Source organism: Pantoea wallisii (assembly GCF_002095485.1).
Lineage (GTDB): Bacteria > Pseudomonadota > Gammaproteobacteria > Enterobacterales > Enterobacteriaceae > Pantoea > Pantoea wallisii.
Window position 1 is genome coordinate 1 of the sequence record NZ_MLFS01000076.1, and the last position, 18,807, is coordinate 18,807.

Below are 18,807 nucleotides of genomic sequence, written 5' to 3' on the forward strand. Positions count from 1 at the left end.
GGGTATCGCTGCTTGTTTTGACCTTGGGAGTGGCGACCCGTCAGGGCCGCCAGGCACGCCTGTGAATGCATGCAAGCCAGGCGTGCCTTACAACCGGTGGATTTCACTTACCACAATGACCGTATGCTGCGGGTTACGCTGCAACTGACCCTTGATGGCGACCAGATCATCCGGCTTTACCTCCTGCCCTTTCCACAGATGTTCGGCAATGCGCACGGCGACCGTGCCCTTCTCATCACGTAAAAGATATTCTTTATTGCCGCTTTGCTTAATTAAATTCCCCTTCATCGAAACTTGCGCATTATCAGCTAATTCCGGCAACTCACTGGTCATATTCTGATGCTGACCATCCGTAATCGCGCGATAACCGCTTTTCTGATCCTGTGGATTGGGCGCTTTTGCATCCGGATTGTATCCCCCTTTATCTTCTGCGCTGGCAAAAGCGGTTGCAAAAAACAGAATCCATAAAAGATTGCGCATTGTCATTAATCACCTCTCAATGAAAATAAAATTAAAATTCGGCCTCAATCACGATATTTTGTAAAAAGTGTACAAACGAAAAAGCCAGGTAACATTCCTGAAATCAAATAAATATAAAAAACCAATAAAATAAATAAGTTAAAAGAGCTATAACCCATAAGCGAAACCGTTAAATTGTTGTACAACTCTGCGCTCATTGTATAAATATTAATTATAAAAATTCAGAATAATTTCTTTTTTTGAAAACCGAAACCGATTACAAATTTATATTTTAAGAATAATCCTAAATAGCCGCCTTGTTAATTGTCGATTTAGCGCTAGCCTTAACATGCAATACAAATACTTATTATCTTGTATCTCTGAGGAGTTAATGATGAGCAATCCACGTGGTGGTGCAGGTAATTTCGCCATGAACCCTGAGCGCGCTCGTGAAGCGGGCAAAAAAGGCGGACAGGTTAGCGGAGGCAATTTTCGTAATAACCCGGAGCGGGCAATTGAAGCTGGCCGCAAAGGCGGTAAAAAGAGTCGCCGTACGGTAGCTAAAGTGACCAGCTAATGCCCTTAAAGCGTATGTGATCAAAGGAGAATATGATGAGCAGCGAAGAACACTTCCTCGATTGGGTAAGAGATGCCCACGCCATGGAGAAGCAGGCTGAAAGCATGCTGGAAAAAATGGCCGCACGTCTGGAACACTATCCGGATCTCAAATTGCGCATAGAGCAACACATTGAAGAGACACGCGAACAGCAGGTGCTGGTGCAAAGTGTGATCGATCGTTATGACACTTCGCGTTCGGTGATCAAAGACACCGCCGGCAAACTCTCCGCGTTTGGCCAGGCGATGGGCGGCATGATGACCGAAGATGAAGTGGTGAAAGGTGCTATTAGCGGCAACGTATTCGAGAACTTCGAAATTGCCAGCTACACCTCACTGATTGCGGCAGCAGAGAAGATTAACGACAGCGAAAGCGTAGCGATCTTCACGCGTATCCGCGAGCAGGAGATCGCCATGGCCGACTGGACACTGAAGCATCTGCCGGATGTGACGCAGCAGTTCCTGATCCGCTCAGAAACGCCAGGCGTGGAAGCGAAGAAATAACTCTCGCACGGCACTTTGTTATCCCCCTGGAGATGTTCCACCTTGCGAGAGCTTTTAATCGTGGCCTGATGGTCAGCCAGTAGCGGCAGTGATGGCGCTACTGGCTTTTTTTAGCGCGCGGTACGGTACGCAGAGCGCGGCCGACTGGTCAGCCACCAGAGGGATAACGCCACCAGCGCTATCACGCTTAATGCCCCAAACGCCACGCCATATGAGTAGCGGCTGGCAATCACCCCGGTTAACGCAGGGCTAAATGCGGCCCCCATGCCCTGCATCAGCATCACGGCACTCTGTCCGGCATTTACATGGCCGCTACCGCCAGATAGCACGACGATGTAACCCGGCACGGCCACGCCCAGCACGCCCGCCGCCAGACCATCCATCATCTGTACCGGTATCATCGCCAGTGGATCGGTAAAGCTGGCCGCCAGCATGGCGCGAACCGGCAGGATCAGCAGCGCCAGTAAAATCAAACGCGGGTAGCCGCTCCTTTCCGCTCTGGCTGCGGTCCAGAGCGCCACCGGAATCATCACCGCCTGCGAGATCACCACCGTTGCCGCCGCGTAAAGCCCCGGATTGATCGCCCCCGGCTGCGCCGCTACGCGCATGCTCAGCATCGGCAGCAGCGCCGCATTGGCGAGGTGAAACAGCAGCAAAGTCACCCCAAGGATCATCAGGGCGCGGTTATGGATGAGGGTTGTCAGGCGGGGAATGTGTTGGCTGGCTGAGCCATCAAGGCCGCGTGCAGCCTGGTGGTCAATATCGTCACGGCGAATCGCCAGCACGGCCACGGCAGTGAAAACCGCCATCAGCGTCATCAAAACAAATACTGAACCGGTGCCCCACCAGGCGGTTGCCGCCCCGGCCAGCAGCGCCGCGCTCATATTACCGGCATGGTTGAAGGCCTCGTTTCTGCCCATCTGCCGGTTAAATCCGTCCCGCCCGGTAAGGCCTAACGTAATGCCAGCCAGCACCGGAGCGATAAAGGCCGCGGCGATGCCGCTTACTATTTGCGTCACGCCCACTACCATACTCTGCCGGAAGAACCACAAACCCAGCGTTGCGGCGGTGATCAGAGCGCAGCCCAGCAATAACAGCGCGCGTTTATGGCGCGTGGCGTCAGTGACAATACCCGCCGGGAGCGTAGCCAGTAAGCCCGCCAGGCCGCCTGCCGTCATGACAAAGCCGATGTCGTTTGGCTGCCAGTCGCGCTGGGTCAGAAATATTCCGAGGAAAGGGCCCAGTCCATCCCGGACATCGGCAAGAAAAAAGCTGACCAGACAGAGCGCCTGGAGCGATTTGAGTCGCATCGTACCGGTTCCTGTTGTGTGGTGATTATCATGTCTGTGCGTGGAGATAAGTTAGGGCGACAAACATGCAAAAGTCACGACAGGAAAAAGTAACCAATTGAAACGAAGCCACGCGTTTGAATACCGCTACAGCAGGGTTTCCAGCCGGTCCAGCGCCAGCAAAATACCGTAGCGGCGCGCCGTCGGGGCCTCCGGTAGCGGCAGCCAGTGAGTTGCCTGGCCGGCAAGATCGCACGTCGCCGCACAAAACGCGATAACCGGGGCCTGCTGAATATGCGCGTGATGCACCGCGCTGAGTACGCTGCTGTGCAGCGTATCTGGCGCCAGGATCAGCAGCAGATCATCCGGCTGTAAGCGGCTGAGCGTCATGCGCAGCAGGCTCTCATCCTGAATCCACGCCAGCGGCAAGCCGGCACTCTGCAGCCGCTGCTGCACTTCTGCTGCCAGCGGCGTGTGCGGCCCGTCGGCCCCGATCAGCAGAATACTGCGCGCGCTGCGCAGTGCCGTTGCGGCCTGTTGCCAGCTGCCCTGATCTGCCTGCGTCCATTGCAGGGTAAGCGCCTGTTCGATCATCTCAATCTGCGCTATCGGATTGCTGCGTCCAGCCGGCACAGAGCTGGCGCGCGCCAGCCGCATCCGCAGATCGCGGATGTCATCGCAGCCCATGGATCGGGCAAAGCGGGTGATGGTTGCCGCACTGACTTCAGCGCGCCCTGCCAGCTGCTCGATGGTGGCGGAGGCGGCAAAGGCGCTGTCACGCAAAATAGCCTGCGCCACACGCTGCTCCTGCTGGCTAAGCGACGCCATGCGCTGGCGGATCACCTCAACAAACGCCGTCTCCTGCTGGCCCGCCTGACGTACCTGATGCAGAAAATCATCAAGATCGCGACAGCCTGCGGAGGCGGCAAAGCGCTGGAGCACCTCCTGACTGACGCCCGCCTGGGCCGCCAGGCTCTCCATGGTCGCCTGCGCACTCGTGTGCAGATTGTTCAGAATAAAACGCGCCAGCTTCGACTCCTGCGCATCAACGCGCGCCGACTGCTGTCGCAATTGCCAGACAATATCCATCAGCTCATCACACCTTCAGTTGCGAAGCCCCATCATGCATGAAAATCTTTTTCCTGGTGACTCTTTTTTCCGCAATCATGCCTGAATTTTCCCTTTTTCACGTTATACAGCGAGAAAAAGCATCGTCCCGATCACACCATTGAAAATTATTTTCACAAATCATATCGATTTAACATGATGATTTTAAAGCTTTTTTCTCATTATCATCATAAAATAGTCTGACCGGAGGGTATTTACAGCGTCTGCAGGACGGGTCTTAAATGCCTCTGTCAATTCACAGGAGGAAACGTTATGCGCATCGTACTTTGCTGTGCAGCAGGCATGTCCACCAGCATGCTGGTAAATAAAATGCAGCACGCCGCTCAGGGACGCGGGCTGGCGATCGATATTCAGGCCGTGCCGGTCGCGGATTTTGAACGCATCCTTCCCGATGCCGATGTGATACTGCTTGGCCCGCAGGTGCAGTTTGAGGCTGCCCGTCTTACCGCCCTCGCCGCGCCGCAAGGCAAAGCGGTCGCCGTGATCGACATGATGGATTACGGCATGATGCGTGGCGAACAGGTGCTGGATAGCGCCCTGGCATTGCACGCTTCCTGATTTTTCACCTCACCCAACCTGAAAATTACTACGCGGCGCTGTGCCGTGGGGAGTTCTGCATGCCTGAAGATGAGGTTATGGCGTTTGAAGAGGAGATTATGCTGCTGCTGGTGCAGGCCGGCGCGGCGCGCAGTGCCGCACTGAGCGCGCTGCGGCTGGCCCGGGCCGGACAGTTTGCGGCGGCAGAGCAGCAGCTGGCAGCGGCCAGAGAGAGCGTGCACGGCGCGCATCGCCAGCAAACGGCGCTGATCGGCCTCGATGAAGGCAGCGGCAAACTGCCGGTCACGCTGATCCTGGTCCATGCCCAGGATCATCTGATGAACGCCATGCTGATTCAGGATCTGGCAGGCGAAATCATTGAACTCTATCGCCGCACGGCGGCAGGAGAAACCGATGCTTAAAATGGCCATTATTGGTGGTGGCAGCAGCTACTCACCCGAGCTGGTAGAGGGAATTATTCAGCGCTATGCGCAGCTGCCGGTGACGGAGCTGGCGCTGGTGGATGTGGAGGCGGGCCGCGAAAAAGTGCATATCATCGCCGATCTCACCCGTCGCATGTTGCGGCAGAACGGACTGGAGCAGGTCAGGGTGAGCGTGCACTTTACCCTTGATGAGGCGATCCGCGGCGCCCGATACGTGTTAACGCAGCTGCGCGTCGGCCAGCTGGCGGCGCGGGCCGCCGATGAACGGCTGGGCTGAAGTATGGCCGTCTTGGTCAGGAGACCACCGGCGTCGGCGGCTTCGCCAAAGCGCTGCGCACCATTCCGGTGATGCTGGAGATAGCACGTAAAGTCGAAGCGTTGGCACCCGATGCTTTCATTATCAATTTCACCAATCCGGCCGGTATCGTGACCGAAGCGGTCTCGCGCTACAGTCGCGCTAACATTATCGGGCTGTGTAACGTGCCGGTGAACATGCACCATATGATTGCCGGCATGCTGAATGCGCCCCGTGATGCGGTGCAGCTGCGCTTTGCCGGGCTGAACCATCTGGTGTGGGTGCATCAGGTGACGTGCCGCGGTCAGGATGTGACGCGGAAGGTGATTGAGCAGTTGTGTGACGGCCAGTCGCTAACCATGAATAACATCAAAGATATGCCGTGGTCGCCCGCCTTCCTGCGCGCGCTCAACGCTATCCCCTGCCCCTATCACCGCTACTACTGGCAGACCCCGCAGATGCTGGCGGAAGAGCAGGAGAAAGCCCGCAGCGGTCAGGCGGGCACGCGGGCTGAGCAGGTCATGAAAGTGGAAGCCGAGCTGTTTGCGCTGTATGCCGACCCGCAGCTGTCGCACAAGCCGGAGCAGTTGAGCTTCCGCGGCGGGGCTTACTACTCAGAAGTGGCGGTAGAGCTGATCAGCGCCATTCACAACAACAGCGGCAGCAACCTGGTGGTGAACTGCCGCAATCAAGGAGCGATTCACGGTCTGCCGGATGATGCCGTGGTGGAAGTGAACTGTCTGGTCGATGCGCAGGGTGCGCACCCGCTGGTGTTTGGCGCGCTGCCGCCGCTGATGCACGGGCTGACGCAGCAGATTAAGGCGTTCGAGCGGCTAACCATTGAGGCCGCCGTGCATGGCGATCGGGATGCCGCGCTGCTGGCGCTGACCGGCAACCCGCTGGTGGGCGACGTGGCCAGCGCCGAAGCGTTGCTGGAAGAGGTGCTGACGCTGAATAAACAGTGGCTGCCGCAGTTCGGTTGAAGGCAGGGCGATGTTTAACCACAGGGATGTCGTTGTGGTCGTCTGCACAGGATGCATTGATTGAATACGCGCGGAATCAGCAGCGGACCGGTGCCGATTCCCCACCCTTTACTTCGTTGCGCCCTTGAGCCTGAGGAGGCCCTGTGTCCAACCGTACTCTTATCGAACGTTATGTGCTGCCGGCGGCGCTGAAGATCGCCGGGCAGAAACATGTGCTGTCGGTGCGTGACGGCATCATTCTCAACATGCCGTTTATGCTGATTGGCAGTTTTTTTCTGATCTTTGCTTATCTGCCCATTCCGGCGTGGGGCCATCTGATGGCCGATCTGTTCGGTGACAGCTGGCGCAACAAGCTGCTCTATCCGGTGCGCGCCACCTACGACATCATGGCGCTGATCTCCAGCTTCGGCATCGCTTACCGTCTGGCGGAGAAGTATCGCACGCTCGATCCCCTCACCAGCGGCGCGATGGCGCTGGTCGCGTTTGTGATGACCATCCCGCAGCAGACGCTGTTTGCGCCGGTAGAAGGGGCGCCCGCCCAGCTGGTGACCGGGGTGCTGCCGATCTCGCTGATTGGCAGCCAGGGCCTGTTTGTGGCCATCGTTATCGCGCTGCTCTCGACCGAGATCTACCGCTTTGTGCACAGCCGCAACCTGGTGATCAAGATGCCGGAGGGCGTGCCGCCCGCAGTGGCGAAATCTTTCCTCGCGCTGGTACCGGGTTTCTGCGTGCTGGCGGTGGTTCTGCTGCTGCGTCTGGCAGTGGAGGCCTCACCGTTTCATGACATCAACAATCTTATCGCGACCGTCATTGGCCTGCCGATGCATCACGTCGGCGGCACGCTGCCCGGCATGATCTTCTCGGTGCTGTTGATTGGTATTTTGTGGACGCTGGGGCTGCACGGCGATGCCATTGTGCTGGTGTTTATCCAGCCGGTGTGGCTGTCGAACATGAGTGAAAACCTCGAGGCCTTTCAGCACAACCAGCCCATCCCGCATATTTTTACCCAGCAGTTTTACGATTTATGGATCGCGCCCGGCGGTACCGGCGCGCTGCTCGGCCTGGTGATCTTCATGCTGATTCGTGCCCGCAGCCGCCAGATGAAACAGCTGGGTAAAATCGCCGCGCCGGCTGCGCTGTTCAACATCAGCGAGCCGCTGGTGTTTGGCATTCCGCTGGTGATGAACCCGTACCTGTTTCTGCCGTTCATCCTTACGCCGGTTGTGCTGGTGATTGTCTCCTGGGCGGCGATGACCACGGGGCTGGTCGCGCCACCCGCCGGTATCGCCCTGCCCTTTACCACGCCGATATTTGTCAGTGGCTATCTCGCCACCGGCGGGCATATCTCCGGCACGGTGCTGCAGGTAGTGAATCTGACGATTTCGCTGGTGATCTACTACCCCTTCTTCCGCGTGTGGCATCGTCTGAAGTTCCGTGAGGAGCAGCAGAGTGAGCAGCAGGCGCAGGCGCTGGCGGGCAGTGCGGTGACCTCATAGCGCACCGCGCATGGATGCGCACCCGGCTTACTCTTCCACTTTTCGCAATAATGACTTCGCAGATCCGGCTATTCTGCCCCTTTATCACCTGTGCGAACCTTCAGGCACGGCTCGGGAGCGCCCCGGCCACAACCTGAGGAACCGCACCATGAAACTCTATTACTTCCCGCTATCCGGTCATGCGCATCGCGCCCATCTTGGTCTGTCGCTGCTGGGTGTGCCGCACGACATCGTAGAGGTCGATCTGAAAGGCGGTGAGCATAAAACGCCGCAATTTCTGGCCATGAACCCGTTTGGTCAGGTGCCGGTGCTGGAGGATGACGGCATCTATATTTCTGATTCCAATGCCATTCTGGTGTATGTGGCGAAAAAATATAACCGTACCGACTGGTTGCCGGACGATGCACGTGGCGCGGCGGAGGTGCAGCGCTGGCTCTCTGTGGCCGCCGGTGAGCTGGCCTACGGGGCGGCGGCGGCGCGCCTGATCACCGTGTTTGGTGCCAGCTTCAATCCGCAAGAGGTGCTGGCGCGTGCGCACCTGATGCTGTCACGCACCGAGAGCCACCTTCGCGATCGCCAGTGGCTGGCAGGAGATCACCCTACCCTTGCCGATATTGCCCTGTATAGCTACCTCGCGGGGGCGCCGGAAGGCAACGTGGACCTCGCCGGCTATCCGGCAGTCAATGCCCTGCTGGCCCGCATCGAAGCGCTGCCGGGCTTTGTCGCTTTCCCGCAAACCGCCGCAGGCCTGCGCGCGTAACCGGAGCCAGCATCATGGGCGAAAAACTGACAACGCTGCCGGTCTGGCATCCGGGTGAAGTTACGCTGCAGCAGCAGGCGGGCGTCGCTGAGCGCATGGCCGAGGTTGGGCAGCGCGTAGTGCGGGATTACATGCCTGAGCAGCACCGCGATTTTTATGCGCAGCTGCCGTTTATCGTGGTGGGCAGCGTGGATGCACAGGGCGATGCCTGGGCGACGGTGCTTGAGGGCCCGCCCGGTTTTGTCTCTTCGCCCGCTGCGACCACGCTGGATATCCCGGCACGTCCTGACGCCAGCGATCCTGCCGCCGCCGGCTTTACGGCCGGCGCGCCGCTTGGCCTGCTGGGGATTGAACTGCATACGCGCCGCCGCAACCGTATGAACGGCGTGCTCGCCGTGACCGACAACGGTTTTCGCGTTCAGGTCGATCAAAGCTTTGGCAACTGTCCGCGCTATATCCAGCTGCGCGAGGCCCATTTCGCCCGCGAACCCGGCAGCGCTTACGCCGGCGTCACCGAACAGCTGAGCGAGCTGGATGAGTCCGCGCGCGCCACCGTCGCCGGCGCTGATGCCTTCTATGTTGCCACCTATGCCGACCAGGCACGGCGCCAGGTGGACGTCTCCCATCGCGGCGGGAAAGCGGGTTTTATCCGCATTGATGATGATGGCCTGCTGACCATTCCTGATTTCAACGGCAACCTGTTCTTTGCCACGCTGGGCAATATTCTGCTGAACGGCCAGGCCGGGCTGCTGTTTATTGATTACGCCAGCGGCGATCTCTTGCAGATGAGCGGTGACGCCGCCGTTATCCTGGATGCGCCCGAGATTGCCGCCTTCCAGGGAGCGGAGCGGCTCTGGACCTTCAAACCCCGTCGCGTAGTGCGCCGGCGTGGTGCGCTGGCTCTGCGCTGGCGCGAACCGGCCGACAGCGTGTCGCCGGCCTCGCTGATGACCGGTGACTGGCAAGCCGCAGGCGAAAGGCTGCGCGCACAGGCGCTCTCCACGCAATGGCGGCCCTTTATCGTGACGAAGGTGGTGGATGAGAGCGCACAAATTCGTTCGTTTCATTTAATGCCGGACGACGGTGCCGGCCTGCTGCCGCATCTGGCGGGCCAGTATTTACCGATTCGCGTTCAGCTGCCGGATAGCGATCGACCGCTGATTCGTCACTACACGCTTTCGGTGGCCCCGGCGGACGGGTTTTATCGTATCAGTGTAAAACGCGACGGCATTGTTTCACGCTATCTGCACGATCATCTTCAGCCGGGCGATCGGCTGGAAGCGCGAGCGCCGGCAGGCGACTTTACCCTTGATGCCAGTGAGCCCCGCCCGGCGGTGCTGCTGGCTGCGGGCGTAGGTATCACGCCGATGCTGGCCATGCTGCGTCACGTTGTTTATGAAGGCCAGCGTCGACGCCGCCAGCGCCCGATCTGGCTGTTTCAGTCGGCACGCAGCGTGGCCGATCGCCCTTTTGCACGTGAACTGGATGCGCTGCTGACAGCGAGCGACGGCGCAATAAAGCTGGTGCGGGTCATTAGTCAGCCCGGCGCGGCGGAACAAGGCGCGGATTACGATATCGCCGGACGCATTGATATCGCCCTGCTCTCCCGCGTGCTACCGTTCAACGATTACGACTTTTATTTGTGCGGCCCGCCGCAGTTTACCCAAAGTTTGTATGACGGTTTGCGCGGGCTCAACATTGCGGATAACCGTATCCATGCCGAAGCCTTTGGCCCCGCAGGGCTGCAGCGCAGCAATGATGTCGTTCAGGCCGGAAAAGCGCTGCCGCCGGTGGCAGACGCATCGGTGCCGGTGAAGTTTATGCAGTCGTTGAAAGAGGCGCGCTGGACGCCGCAGTCCGGCTCGCTACTGGATTTGGCCGAAGCGCGCGGCTTAAGCCCGGCATACAGCTGCCGCGCAGGACACTGCGGCACCTGCAAGACGAAACTGCTGCAAGGTGCGGTGACCTATACAACTAAGCCCGGCATTCCGCTTGCTGATAATGAGGTACTGATCTGCTGCGCCATGCCGGCACAAACCGGGGACGAGGTACAGGCGATCCAGCTGGCGCTGTAATGGGTTGCGGCAGGAGACTGCTGCGGCGATAGCGTGGTGATGAATGCGCTGATCGGCCCCGCTGACAACCCTACCCAAGTGCGCTTTGATACCACTGTCGCCGGTAGGGAAGCAACGAACCTTATAAGCTGCTGCCAGAAAGCCGTAAACGAGGACCAGAAGGTGCTGCCTGGATTTAATCTCAATACCTGACGTCTGACATTTTCACGCTCACCAGAGATGACCATGCGGGCAAACAGCGGGGTAGCTTGAAAGCCAGACTGGTTAAGGTTGATTGAATCAAGATTGGTCAGGAGAGGGTTAATAAGGCTGAGAAAAGTGAGTCTGTACCGTCTACTAAATTAACAGTACAGGCTAAACAATATGCTAATAATTCTTTCTTACTTGACACCCTTAAAGACGTTTTTTTGCACTTTAAATCACAGAAATTGCTTAACTTTCCTTCAGAAATGCCCAAAACCACTGTTATAATATACAGCTAACCATTATTGTATAAAAATGATAAAAATAGTTAACGAACTTTTCCTTTTTAAAACTCAAACTATTATTTTTTACTGAGCTAAATCATATGTTTAGTTGTGAACATGGCAATTTCGAAGGCAGGCAATGGGAAGATTTAATGCAATTAGTCTTCAAAAGAAAGTTTGCCGCCGATGGTTATCAATGCATAACTACATCTCCTGGCGATTATGGATTGGAAGGTTTCACTACTTTAACAGGCAAAGGGTTTCAATGTTATTGCCCTGAAAAAAACTATTCACAAAAAGAGTTTTATGAGCATCAAAGAAATAAAATAAACATAGATTTGAAAAAACTTGTTAAAAACAAAAAAGAACTAAGTGCAATTTTAGGTGAAAATAAAATTATAAACTGGATTTTTGTAACCCCAGTAATTTCACATAACAATTTGCTAAGTTACATCAAGGAAAAAGAGGAAGAGGTTAAAGGTTACTCTTTAGATTTCATACACAAGGATTTTAGTATTAGTATTCATGATGCTGGATACTATATAACTGAAATGAATGATATTAGATATTTTAAAGGCGAAGCTATTAGTTTTGACCTCCCTCCTCCTATCTTGAATGACGTCGATATCGATGAAACGCAATACAATGGAAATATTAAAAGAAAATCAGCCTTGAGACTCTCTCAATTAGAAGGCTCAGCATCATATGAAAGAAAGTTAAGATTCCTTGAAGAAAGCACTACTCAAGATTTTTTATCTCATACTGAATTTTTTGGTAAGATTGAAAAAGAAGCGCCAGTAGTATATGCAAAACTATCTAGAGTAATTCATGAATTTACTGAGTATGCAGCAAGGCAAAGTAATATCTGGACTGGAAGTGCCCATGAACTTACAGAAAAATTATCAGATAGTTTAGTTGAAACTATAGTCAATGATCTTGGCCCATTGATAACAAAGTCAACAGCTATGACTGCAGCAAGGCATACTGTTGCCAGATGGCTAGCAATATGTGAGTTAGATTATGAATGATATTCCAAAAAAAATAAAATTTTCTCCAAAGAGGACTCCAGTTATTCCAGAACATAGAGTTCTATATAAAATTTCACAGTTAGTGATAATATTGAAAGAAACTTGCAGAGGTTCAAAAGCGTCTATATCTAAGATAAATCTGATCAACTGGGCTTTGAAGGAAGAGTCACGAATAGATAGCCTGCTTGTCTCGAAAGTAACAAAGGTACTAAAAATAAACTCATGGAGTTATGACCCTGCATTAGTCAGGGCAATAGATTTAGCTTATTCAGATAGATTAATAACGTTCAAAAATGGAGCATTTGCTCTAACCAAACTCGGGCTCATTTTTGCTGATAAAATAATTTCTGAGGGAGAATTCATGAAGAATGATCTCATTCTATTAAAAAAGATTGGCAAATCGATTACTGAGTCAATGATAAAAGACGTTGAAAGGAATTGGAGAACTCTGGATGTTCATTAATGCCATAAAATATATAGCTAAAACAATTCAAGGTGACTTTGGATTCTACTTCACCTTCGATAAAGGGTTAAATATTATTAGAGCTGACAACTCGAGTGGGAAAAGCACTGTCATCAGTTCAATATATTATGCTCTAGGACTTGAGGAAATAATCGGCGGCAGAGGTTTAAAAACTTTAAACTCGGCATTGAAAGATTCTTTCAAAGTAAATGGCAATGATGTCAAAGTGATATCATCCAAAGTGTTCATTGAGATTGGAAAATCAAATGGAGAATTTTTTACATCTTGTCGTCATATAACTAGTGATTCTGTAGATACAAAACTCTTTAAAGTCTACATGAATGAACATTTATCTAAAAATACGGATTTAATCGGAGAGCCAATCTTCAAATTCATCCATGATGCGGGTGGAGCAAATAGTGAAAATGGTTTTCATTTATTCCTTGAAAAATTTTTAGGGCTGGAATTACCAGAAGTACTAACTAATAAGGGAGATGTCACTAAACTCTATCTTCAATGCATATTCGCATCCATGTTTATTGAGCAAAAGCGAGGCTGGACGGACTACATTGCAAATACACCTTACTATGCAATACGAGATGCCAAGAAAAAGGTTGTAGAATATGTATTAAATTTAGACACATTTAAAAGTGAATTTGAAAAAGAGAAGCTGAAAAGCGAGTTTACTACTTTAATAACCGAATGGAAGAGTTTAATAAACGAAATAAAATTCATAGCCAATAGTAAGTTCCTTTCATTTAATGAAAGGATAGTTACCCCTTCAGAATACAAAGGATTAGTAAGTTTATCAAAGTCTATTGATGGAACTCATGTCACATTAAGCGATTACAAAAAAAATTTATTGATTGAGTCTAGAGAAATAAAATCCAGTCTTGAATCAGAGATTGAACCAACGTCTGAAGAAATAACAGCTGAAATTACCATTCAAACGGAGAAGATTGAAGCTATTAATTTCAACCTTGTAAGCCTTGTACAAGATAAGATATTAAAGAAGCACGAGTCAGTAGCAATATCAAAATTAGAAAAAGAGATATCAGAAGATATCAAAAAAACAAAGTCCTTGGTTAAATTAAAAAAATTTGGTGCCGAAATTAATATACATTCAGCCAATGATTTTTGCCCAGTTTGCAGCCAAAAAATAGATGATAACTTGGTATTGATCGGCAAGCCAGTGTTAAGCATGGATGTTGAGGACAACATATTATACTTAGAGACTCAGAAGAAGATGTTGAACTCTCAATCTAACGCAATCTCAAAAGAAATAGAAATAATGGGTCGGCGAGAATTACAGTTGAGAAATCAATTTTCAATGGAGAGAAGGTTGCTCACGTCTCTTAAAGAAGATATTAAAGAAAACAGAAACATAATAAGATACTTAATATCTAAGCAAGTTAATATTGATAGTGAATTGGAATCTCTAAACTCCACAGAGTCCTCAATTAAAGAAATCGAGCAAGCTCTTAATTCTCTTTCTGCAAAAATAAAAGAAAATAGAGAAAAATGGGATAACCTTCCCAGTGGTGATTACTCTAGCGCTGACATTGAAAAAATCATGCTATTTGCGAAGTTATTTAGATCAAATGCTTCTTCATTTGACTATAGTAGTGCTGACATCGAAGATATTGAAATAAATGCAGCTAGCCTTTTGCCTACCCTTGAAAAAGTTGAGTTAAGGGAGATTATTGACGTTAAAAATGAGTCGAGCGCTAGTGACTTTGTTAGGTTGATATGGGCTTATATAATCGCCTTATATCAGGCAAAAAAATACAGCACTGGAAATAACCACATCGGGGTTTTGATTTTTGATGAACCAGGTCAACATTCAATGAGCATTGAAAGCCAGAGATCCTTATTGAACATTTTATCGCATGAGAATAATCTTCAAAGTATTGTGGCCGCATCATTTGATGAGTCTGAAAATAACTTCATCACTACCACCCGCGGCCTCGAATTTAAATATATCAATTGGGATGGGAAGGTAATCTCATCAATTTAATTGAAGAACCCAGCATATATGTATGCTGGGCATTGATTTTTAAAAATCACATCCTATCCACAAACAATTACTTAACTGGTTGCTTAGTTGAGGATCGTAAATATAACTAACCATATTTCTTAAGCCAACACCTCATATAATAGTTAAATATGGGCATGCAAGTTGGCGCCTTTACGATTTCATTGCATTTACTTCTAATCGCAGCGTTCGGTTTTGAGAAGCTCAAGTAAATAATAATTTTGTAGATCATAATGAAACAACAATTTCTGGTTACGAGTGAAGCACTCTTTGAATGATAGGGATAAAAAGAGATATAGAGCTATCATGGACGTTATTAGAAGCAGCTTTCTCCAGATATTGACTCTTACGCTGCTTTAGGAGTTGAAGCCAGCAACGACGCCGAGCGCCGCCACTATGCCAAACTTTCGATAAAACAGGAATATGAGCCCCCGGAAAAGAGCTCAAATTCCAGCGCGAAGTTGATGCTACATGGAAGCGCTTGATGCCCAACATGCTATCGGTCAATATGGGCAACGCCGCAGATATCGCGCATGACTCAGGTTGTCGGCTCGCGCTGTTTGCGTGCAAGGCAGACTGTCAGCACTGCGATGCACGGCTCTCCGCCGTTTTAGCCGATAAATCCCTCGTTGATATCCTTTTGTGAATAGTGAAGGCAGCGATCAGAAACTGCGCAACCGGACGCAGCAGCATCGCATTACCGTAGTGCAAGTACATGAGCGACGTATCACCCAGATCCACGGCGGAGGCCGCTGGCTAATGACATCATGCTGGTTCTTCTATGGCAAAAGTAAAACAGATGGCATATCGCAGGGTTTTAACCGCCGCGTTGTTGCTGAGTGCAGTCAGCTCAATGGCGTCAATCAGCCTGCAAAACATGCCGTCAAGTTATCAGAAAGCCGCTCTACAGCACGGCGCACCAGTTGGGTCGCTTTAATCTCTGGCACTAGCGTAATGTATCTTGCTAGCTGCCATACATTACGCACTCGTAGCCGAGGACAATCGATGTAGTGGGTACAGGCTACCGCTAAAAAAGCTGATAAGCGGCCTGGCAGGCGCTACGGTAGTATAAGTAAAGTTATTCGGTGCAAAAAATCTCTGTCTGTATCGTGCAGGTTAATTTTGGCTGGAATGGGTATCGTTTCAGCTCATTCCGGGATGCGTTCAATCGGTACATAAACCAGAACGCAACAGCTTTCTGTACCCCCAGCAAGGTGTATTTGTTATGGCAATCGGCTTTTTCAACAAATCTGTGATTACAACTTGCTACAGCGATGAGCGCGTATAGTGCTGACGGCATTAATCAAGAAGTACCTGTAAGCTGGACAACGATATGTAAAGCTCTACTTTTGTGCTATCGCCAGCAGGCAAGCTTCAGTGGCAGCCCGTCAGAAAATAAAGTAAGGTATAAAATCGTTAAAAAAAATTATGAATGGAAATGGATATCATGGCCCCTGCATTAATTTCTGCTCTAACCTGGATCGTTAGCTTTTTGGTTTACAGACATAATACAAATAAAGATAAAAGCTCTTTAATTCTGGAAATGAATAAAGAAATATTAAATAATTGCGCTAACAAATTAGTTATTGAGTATCTTTTCTCCGCAATTTATGGGGTTAAAGGCATAGGTTGTTCAGATATTGTATTGTTGGTAAAACATCCGTCACCACAAAATGCGATTTCAAATTATCTATCAGTACAAAGATATATCCGCGCTTTTAGTTTAATGGAAGACAACGGTACAATTCGTGTTATTATCGCGGAGGGATGGAAAAAGGGCTGGAAAAGAACAATAAAACAATTAGGGTTTTTTTCAGTCATACCCGTGATGTATTGGCTTATAATGACATTCAGTGATATATCATATGATTATTTTACAACCATTTATAACTCAAACTTCCCGTCGGCGATTAAAAATAGTGGATTCATAAATTTTATTATGAATATTTTTGTCAATATCGCCATACCTATAATTTTTTCAATTGTAGGTTACATGGCTTTCAGGACTTTTTATTCCTCGATAATGATTGACACAACAGTTAATTTTTTTGAATCTACTTATATTAATGATAAAACAATTAGAGTTTATAAAGATGCTTAACTTTTTAAGAAGAAACGCAGCCACAGTAATTGCCACCTGTGCATTATTAGCGACATGCTCTCAGCTATGGCTCCAGCGAGATTTCAATAAAACCTCATTGCGACCGCAAATTACCGCCTATTACTCAATTGGCGGAAGAAATCAATCAAAAAGAAATGGAATTTATTTTTATAATGGAGGATTGGGTAATGCAATTGTTCATAAGATCCTGGTTACTATTGATGGAAAACCTGTAAGTAGATCAATTTTCGGTGATTTCTATTCTGCTATAAACATGCTTGGCCTTGATGCAGGTTGTTTCTTATATGCAACCCCAAGGCAAAACGACTTCCTGATAAAAGATAAGGAAACATTTTTCATTGAGGCTAACGATAATGCTGAAGGGCTGTGCAAACTGAGTCAGTCAATATTATCTTTAAAAGAAGGGTTATTACAGAATGAACGTTTTAATTTTAAAATTCAATTCTCATCCGCTTATGGTGAAAAATTTACTTATGATTACCGTAAAAATACCCAGACTGACGGGTGGAATGAACTCCCGGATCAAAAAAGTATTTAATGATTCCCTAGTTTTTAATGCTATTCATATGGTTTCTCTTGTCGAACAAGGAGCCATATGAGCGCTGCTATCATCAACCATATTATTAGTTTTCATTCTTATTTTCCCCTTTAGATCTAACTACCGATTTGTCTTTATTATTTTGCAGATACACCGTATTGCCGATCAAAAACGAACGTTCGCCCTTACGATTACGATCTACCACCATTAAGGTATTTTTATCTACGCAGTTAACTGGTGAAGGAACATTGCTTAAGCAATAACGATCTCTGCTGCCCTCTTCACGATACCCATCGCCAAAATCATAAATCACAAAATGGTCGGGTCCGCCCTTCTCTTCTGCAGGGATATTAAATTTATCTGAGAGCAGCGCCTTGTTCGTCAGCCACCATTTTATCCTTGCTGAATCGGAAATCGGGAAATTTTCAACCACAATAACCGCGACAGAGCTGTCTCTGACCGCGTTAATGATTCGAACGTCGCGATGATTTAGCCAAACGTAAGCTGCACATATGCCAACTGTGATTGAAAACATGATAAAAAGGCGCTTTTTCATGCTTTCCCTCCTTCAATATCTACTGTGGCTTCAAGATTAGTTAAAAAAGGTCGAAAGCCGAACTTATTGTATCTTTGGAGCACAAACCATATTTTGAAAAATTGAAATTGATGGAATTTTTTTTTGCGGATATCTTCATTATCTAAGCCAAAATGATCTTGCCCATGATAGCGAAGTTTCCCTTTCCAGTTGTTACCTGATACCTCCAGGGAAACGAGTTCGATGCGTGTGGCGTATACATCATGAACGGAAATCCCTAACCCATTGATTTTATCTAATAGCATGGAATCAAACTTTGGCATGATGTTCGTCGATATAATTTTACCTAATTCGAATAACCGTTCAGATGGGTAAATGGCCTTTGTATAGTTTATATGTTTATCAATATCCCGTTGAATGGCTAGTCTCGTACTATTCGCTGAAATATCATGTTGTATCTGCTGCTTGTAAGCCATATCCAGTCGTATATCCCGATAAGGCGCTCCTGTGGACTGTAGAAAATGTCTGAGCATGCTATTGATTACATCCTTATAAGGTCCCACGCAGGCATAAGGTAACGAGGTTACCTGCATCTCGCTGAATAGCAATCGCGCGCACTCTTGCAATGTTACAGATGCACCTCGCTGCTGAGTTGCGTAAACACCTGCAAAGCGTGATTGTGGGTTATTAAAAGGGGTCAATCGGGTCAGTGTGTAGGGATTAACGATATTAGAAATATTTGATAGCTGAAAAATCTCTTTAAGCTGTCGTTCATTCAGATCGCCGCAACGCATATCGTCAGCGTTGTAATCATTAAAATGGCGACGCGTTGTGAAAATGGTCTGTGGTAAAGCAGCGGTTGTCATACGAACGGTTCCTTATAACAGTGGAAAACGACGCTGACAACAGAGGAGATGAACGCCGTTGCCAGTCAGGCAACATGCCGCAGAAGCAGTACGGGCGGATTCAGGAACGGTCCCGAAAAGTGAGGCTTAAAGCGTGTTTTCAACAGGCCGGCCACTTTTACCAAACCTG

The 18,807-nt window shown here is 49.6% G+C and carries 17 protein-coding genes and 2 pseudogenes; 14 read left to right on the plus strand and 5 right to left on the minus strand.

Annotation, left to right across the window (positions count from 1 at the left end; translation table 11 throughout):
* Nucleotides 1–87 precede the first annotated feature (87 nt).
* Nucleotides 88–486 carry a NirD/YgiW/YdeI family stress tolerance protein gene (locus HA48_RS19800; protein WP_128602841.1) on the minus strand — a complete coding sequence of 133 codons (399 nt, stop codon included), beginning with the start codon at nucleotides 484–486 and terminating at the stop codon, nucleotides 88–90.
* Between the two features lie 367 nt (nucleotides 487–853).
* Here HA48_RS19800 and HA48_RS19805 point away from each other — a divergent pair, with 367 nt between their 5' ends.
* Both HA48_RS19805 and HA48_RS19810 read left to right on the plus strand, forming a co-directional pair.
* The gene (locus HA48_RS19805) at nucleotides 854–1,036 is read left to right on the plus strand and encodes a con-10 family general stress protein (protein WP_128602842.1); all 183 of its coding nucleotides are present in this window, start codon (nucleotides 854–856) and stop codon (nucleotides 1,034–1,036) included.
* A gap of 32 nt (nucleotides 1,037–1,068) precedes the next feature.
* Nucleotides 1,069–1,578, plus strand: coding sequence for a ferritin-like domain-containing protein (locus HA48_RS19810; protein ID WP_128602843.1), 510 nt, complete (start codon nucleotides 1,069–1,071; stop codon nucleotides 1,576–1,578).
* A 110-nt stretch (nucleotides 1,579–1,688) separates the two neighbouring features.
* Here the strand turns inward: HA48_RS19810 and HA48_RS19815 are convergent, their stop codons facing one another.
* Both HA48_RS19815 and HA48_RS19820 read right to left on the minus strand, forming a co-directional pair.
* A complete protein-coding gene (locus HA48_RS19815; RefSeq protein ID WP_128602844.1) occupies nucleotides 1,689–2,888 on the minus strand; it encodes an MFS transporter in 1,200 nt (399 codons plus the stop codon).
* Between the two features lie 126 nt (nucleotides 2,889–3,014).
* Nucleotides 3,015–3,956 (minus strand): MurR/RpiR family transcriptional regulator, encoded by a 942-nt coding sequence (locus tag HA48_RS19820; protein ID WP_128602845.1) that lies wholly within the window; start codon nucleotides 3,954–3,956, stop codon nucleotides 3,015–3,017.
* A gap of 291 nt (nucleotides 3,957–4,247) precedes the next feature.
* On the opposite strand from HA48_RS19820, the gene HA48_RS19825 reads away from it, so the two are divergent.
* The 12 genes and pseudogenes from HA48_RS19825 to HA48_RS19885 all read left to right on the plus strand — a co-directional run bounded on the left by HA48_RS19825 (nucleotide 4,248) and on the right by HA48_RS19885 (nucleotide 17,237).
* Nucleotides 4,248–4,553 (plus strand): PTS sugar transporter subunit IIB, encoded by a 306-nt coding sequence (locus HA48_RS19825; protein ID WP_128602846.1) that lies wholly within the window; start codon nucleotides 4,248–4,250, stop codon nucleotides 4,551–4,553.
* A gap of 59 nt (nucleotides 4,554–4,612) precedes the next feature.
* A complete protein-coding gene (locus HA48_RS19830; protein WP_244182911.1) occupies nucleotides 4,613–4,954 on the plus strand; it encodes a PTS lactose/cellobiose transporter subunit IIA in 342 nt (113 codons plus the stop codon).
* Nucleotides 4,947–6,253 (plus strand): annotated as a pseudogene (locus tag HA48_RS19835) (6-phospho-beta-glucosidase). Before HA48_RS19830 ends, HA48_RS19835 begins: the two are co-directional and overlap by 8 nt.
* Before the next feature lie 143 nt (nucleotides 6,254–6,396).
* Nucleotides 6,397–7,749: a PTS cellobiose transporter subunit IIC gene (celB, locus tag HA48_RS19840; RefSeq protein WP_128602847.1), complete on the plus strand. Its 1,353-nt coding sequence runs from the start codon at nucleotides 6,397–6,399 to the stop codon at nucleotides 7,747–7,749.
* A gap of 148 nt (nucleotides 7,750–7,897) precedes the next feature.
* Nucleotides 7,898–8,509, plus strand: a complete 612-nt coding sequence (locus HA48_RS19845) for a glutathione S-transferase family protein (protein WP_128602848.1) — start codon at nucleotides 7,898–7,900, stop codon at nucleotides 8,507–8,509.
* A gap of 14 nt (nucleotides 8,510–8,523) precedes the next feature.
* A complete protein-coding gene (locus HA48_RS19850; RefSeq protein WP_128602849.1) occupies nucleotides 8,524–10,584 on the plus strand; it encodes a 2Fe-2S iron-sulfur cluster-binding protein in 2,061 nt (686 codons plus the stop codon).
* 30 nt (nucleotides 10,585–10,614) lie between these two features.
* Nucleotides 10,615–10,964, plus strand: a pseudogene (locus tag HA48_RS19855) (DUF3577 domain-containing protein); the annotation flags it as partial.
* 239 nt (nucleotides 10,965–11,203) lie between these two features.
* A complete protein-coding gene (locus HA48_RS19860; protein WP_128602850.1) occupies nucleotides 11,204–12,079 on the plus strand; it encodes a hypothetical protein in 876 nt (291 codons plus the stop codon).
* A complete protein-coding gene (locus HA48_RS19865; protein WP_128602851.1) occupies nucleotides 12,072–12,542 on the plus strand; it encodes a hypothetical protein in 471 nt (156 codons plus the stop codon). The genes HA48_RS19860 and HA48_RS19865 overlap by 8 nt, the downstream gene beginning before the upstream one ends.
* Complete coding sequence (locus tag HA48_RS19870) at nucleotides 12,508–14,559, plus strand: hypothetical protein (protein ID WP_128602852.1); 2,052 nt, start codon at nucleotides 12,508–12,510, stop codon at nucleotides 14,557–14,559. The genes HA48_RS19865 and HA48_RS19870 overlap by 35 nt, the downstream gene beginning before the upstream one ends.
* Nucleotides 14,560–16,024: 1,465 nt before the next feature.
* The gene (locus HA48_RS19880) at nucleotides 16,025–16,678 is read left to right on the plus strand and encodes a hypothetical protein (RefSeq protein ID WP_128602853.1); all 654 of its coding nucleotides are present in this window, start codon (nucleotides 16,025–16,027) and stop codon (nucleotides 16,676–16,678) included.
* Entirely contained in the window at nucleotides 16,671–17,237 is a 567-nt protein-coding gene (locus tag HA48_RS19885) for a hypothetical protein (protein WP_128602854.1), read from the plus strand. Before HA48_RS19880 ends, HA48_RS19885 begins: the two co-directional genes overlap by 8 nt.
* An 85-nt stretch (nucleotides 17,238–17,322) precedes the next feature.
* Here the strand turns inward: HA48_RS19885 and HA48_RS19890 are convergent, their stop codons facing one another.
* On the minus strand, nucleotides 17,323–17,793 hold the full coding sequence (locus HA48_RS19890) for a DUF943 family protein (protein ID WP_128602855.1): 471 nt from the start codon (nucleotides 17,791–17,793) through the stop codon (nucleotides 17,323–17,325).
* Nucleotides 17,790–18,638, minus strand: a complete 849-nt coding sequence (locus HA48_RS19895; RefSeq protein WP_128602856.1) for a DUF3289 family protein — start codon at nucleotides 18,636–18,638, stop codon at nucleotides 17,790–17,792. The genes HA48_RS19890 and HA48_RS19895 overlap by 4 nt, the downstream gene beginning before the upstream one ends.
* Between the last annotated feature and the right edge of the window lie 169 nt (nucleotides 18,639–18,807).

Coding starts and splice junctions, on each gene's coding strand:
- HA48_RS19815 (WP_128602844.1), bottom strand. CDS start 2,888: ATGCGACTCAAATCGCTCCAGGCGCTCTGTCTGGTCAGCTTTTTTCTT.
- HA48_RS19825 (WP_128602846.1), top strand. CDS start 4,248: ATGCGCATCGTACTTTGCTGTGCAGCAGGCATGTCCACCAGCATGCTG.
- HA48_RS19845 (WP_128602848.1), top strand. CDS start 7,898: ATGAAACTCTATTACTTCCCGCTATCCGGTCATGCGCATCGCGCCCAT.
- HA48_RS19810 (WP_128602843.1), top strand. CDS start 1,069: ATGATGAGCAGCGAAGAACACTTCCTCGATTGGGTAAGAGATGCCCAC.
- HA48_RS19860 (WP_128602850.1), top strand. CDS start 11,204: ATGCAATTAGTCTTCAAAAGAAAGTTTGCCGCCGATGGTTATCAATGC.
- HA48_RS19890 (WP_128602855.1), bottom strand. CDS start 17,793: ATGAAAAAGCGCCTTTTTATCATGTTTTCAATCACAGTTGGCATATGT.
- HA48_RS19895 (WP_128602856.1), bottom strand. CDS start 18,638: ATGACAACCGCTGCTTTACCACAGACCATTTTCACAACGCGTCGCCAT.
- HA48_RS19800 (WP_128602841.1), bottom strand. CDS start 486: ATGACAATGCGCAATCTTTTATGGATTCTGTTTTTTGCAACCGCTTTT.
- HA48_RS19865 (WP_128602851.1), top strand. CDS start 12,072: ATGAATGATATTCCAAAAAAAATAAAATTTTCTCCAAAGAGGACTCCA.
- HA48_RS19850 (WP_128602849.1), top strand. CDS start 8,524: ATGGGCGAAAAACTGACAACGCTGCCGGTCTGGCATCCGGGTGAAGTT.
- HA48_RS19830 (WP_244182911.1), top strand. CDS start 4,613: ATGCCTGAAGATGAGGTTATGGCGTTTGAAGAGGAGATTATGCTGCTG.
- HA48_RS19880 (WP_128602853.1), top strand. CDS start 16,025: ATGGCCCCTGCATTAATTTCTGCTCTAACCTGGATCGTTAGCTTTTTG.
- HA48_RS19885 (WP_128602854.1), top strand. CDS start 16,671: ATGCTTAACTTTTTAAGAAGAAACGCAGCCACAGTAATTGCCACCTGT.
- HA48_RS19820 (WP_128602845.1), bottom strand. CDS start 3,956: ATGGATATTGTCTGGCAATTGCGACAGCAGTCGGCGCGCGTTGATGCG.
- HA48_RS19805 (WP_128602842.1), top strand. CDS start 854: ATGAGCAATCCACGTGGTGGTGCAGGTAATTTCGCCATGAACCCTGAG.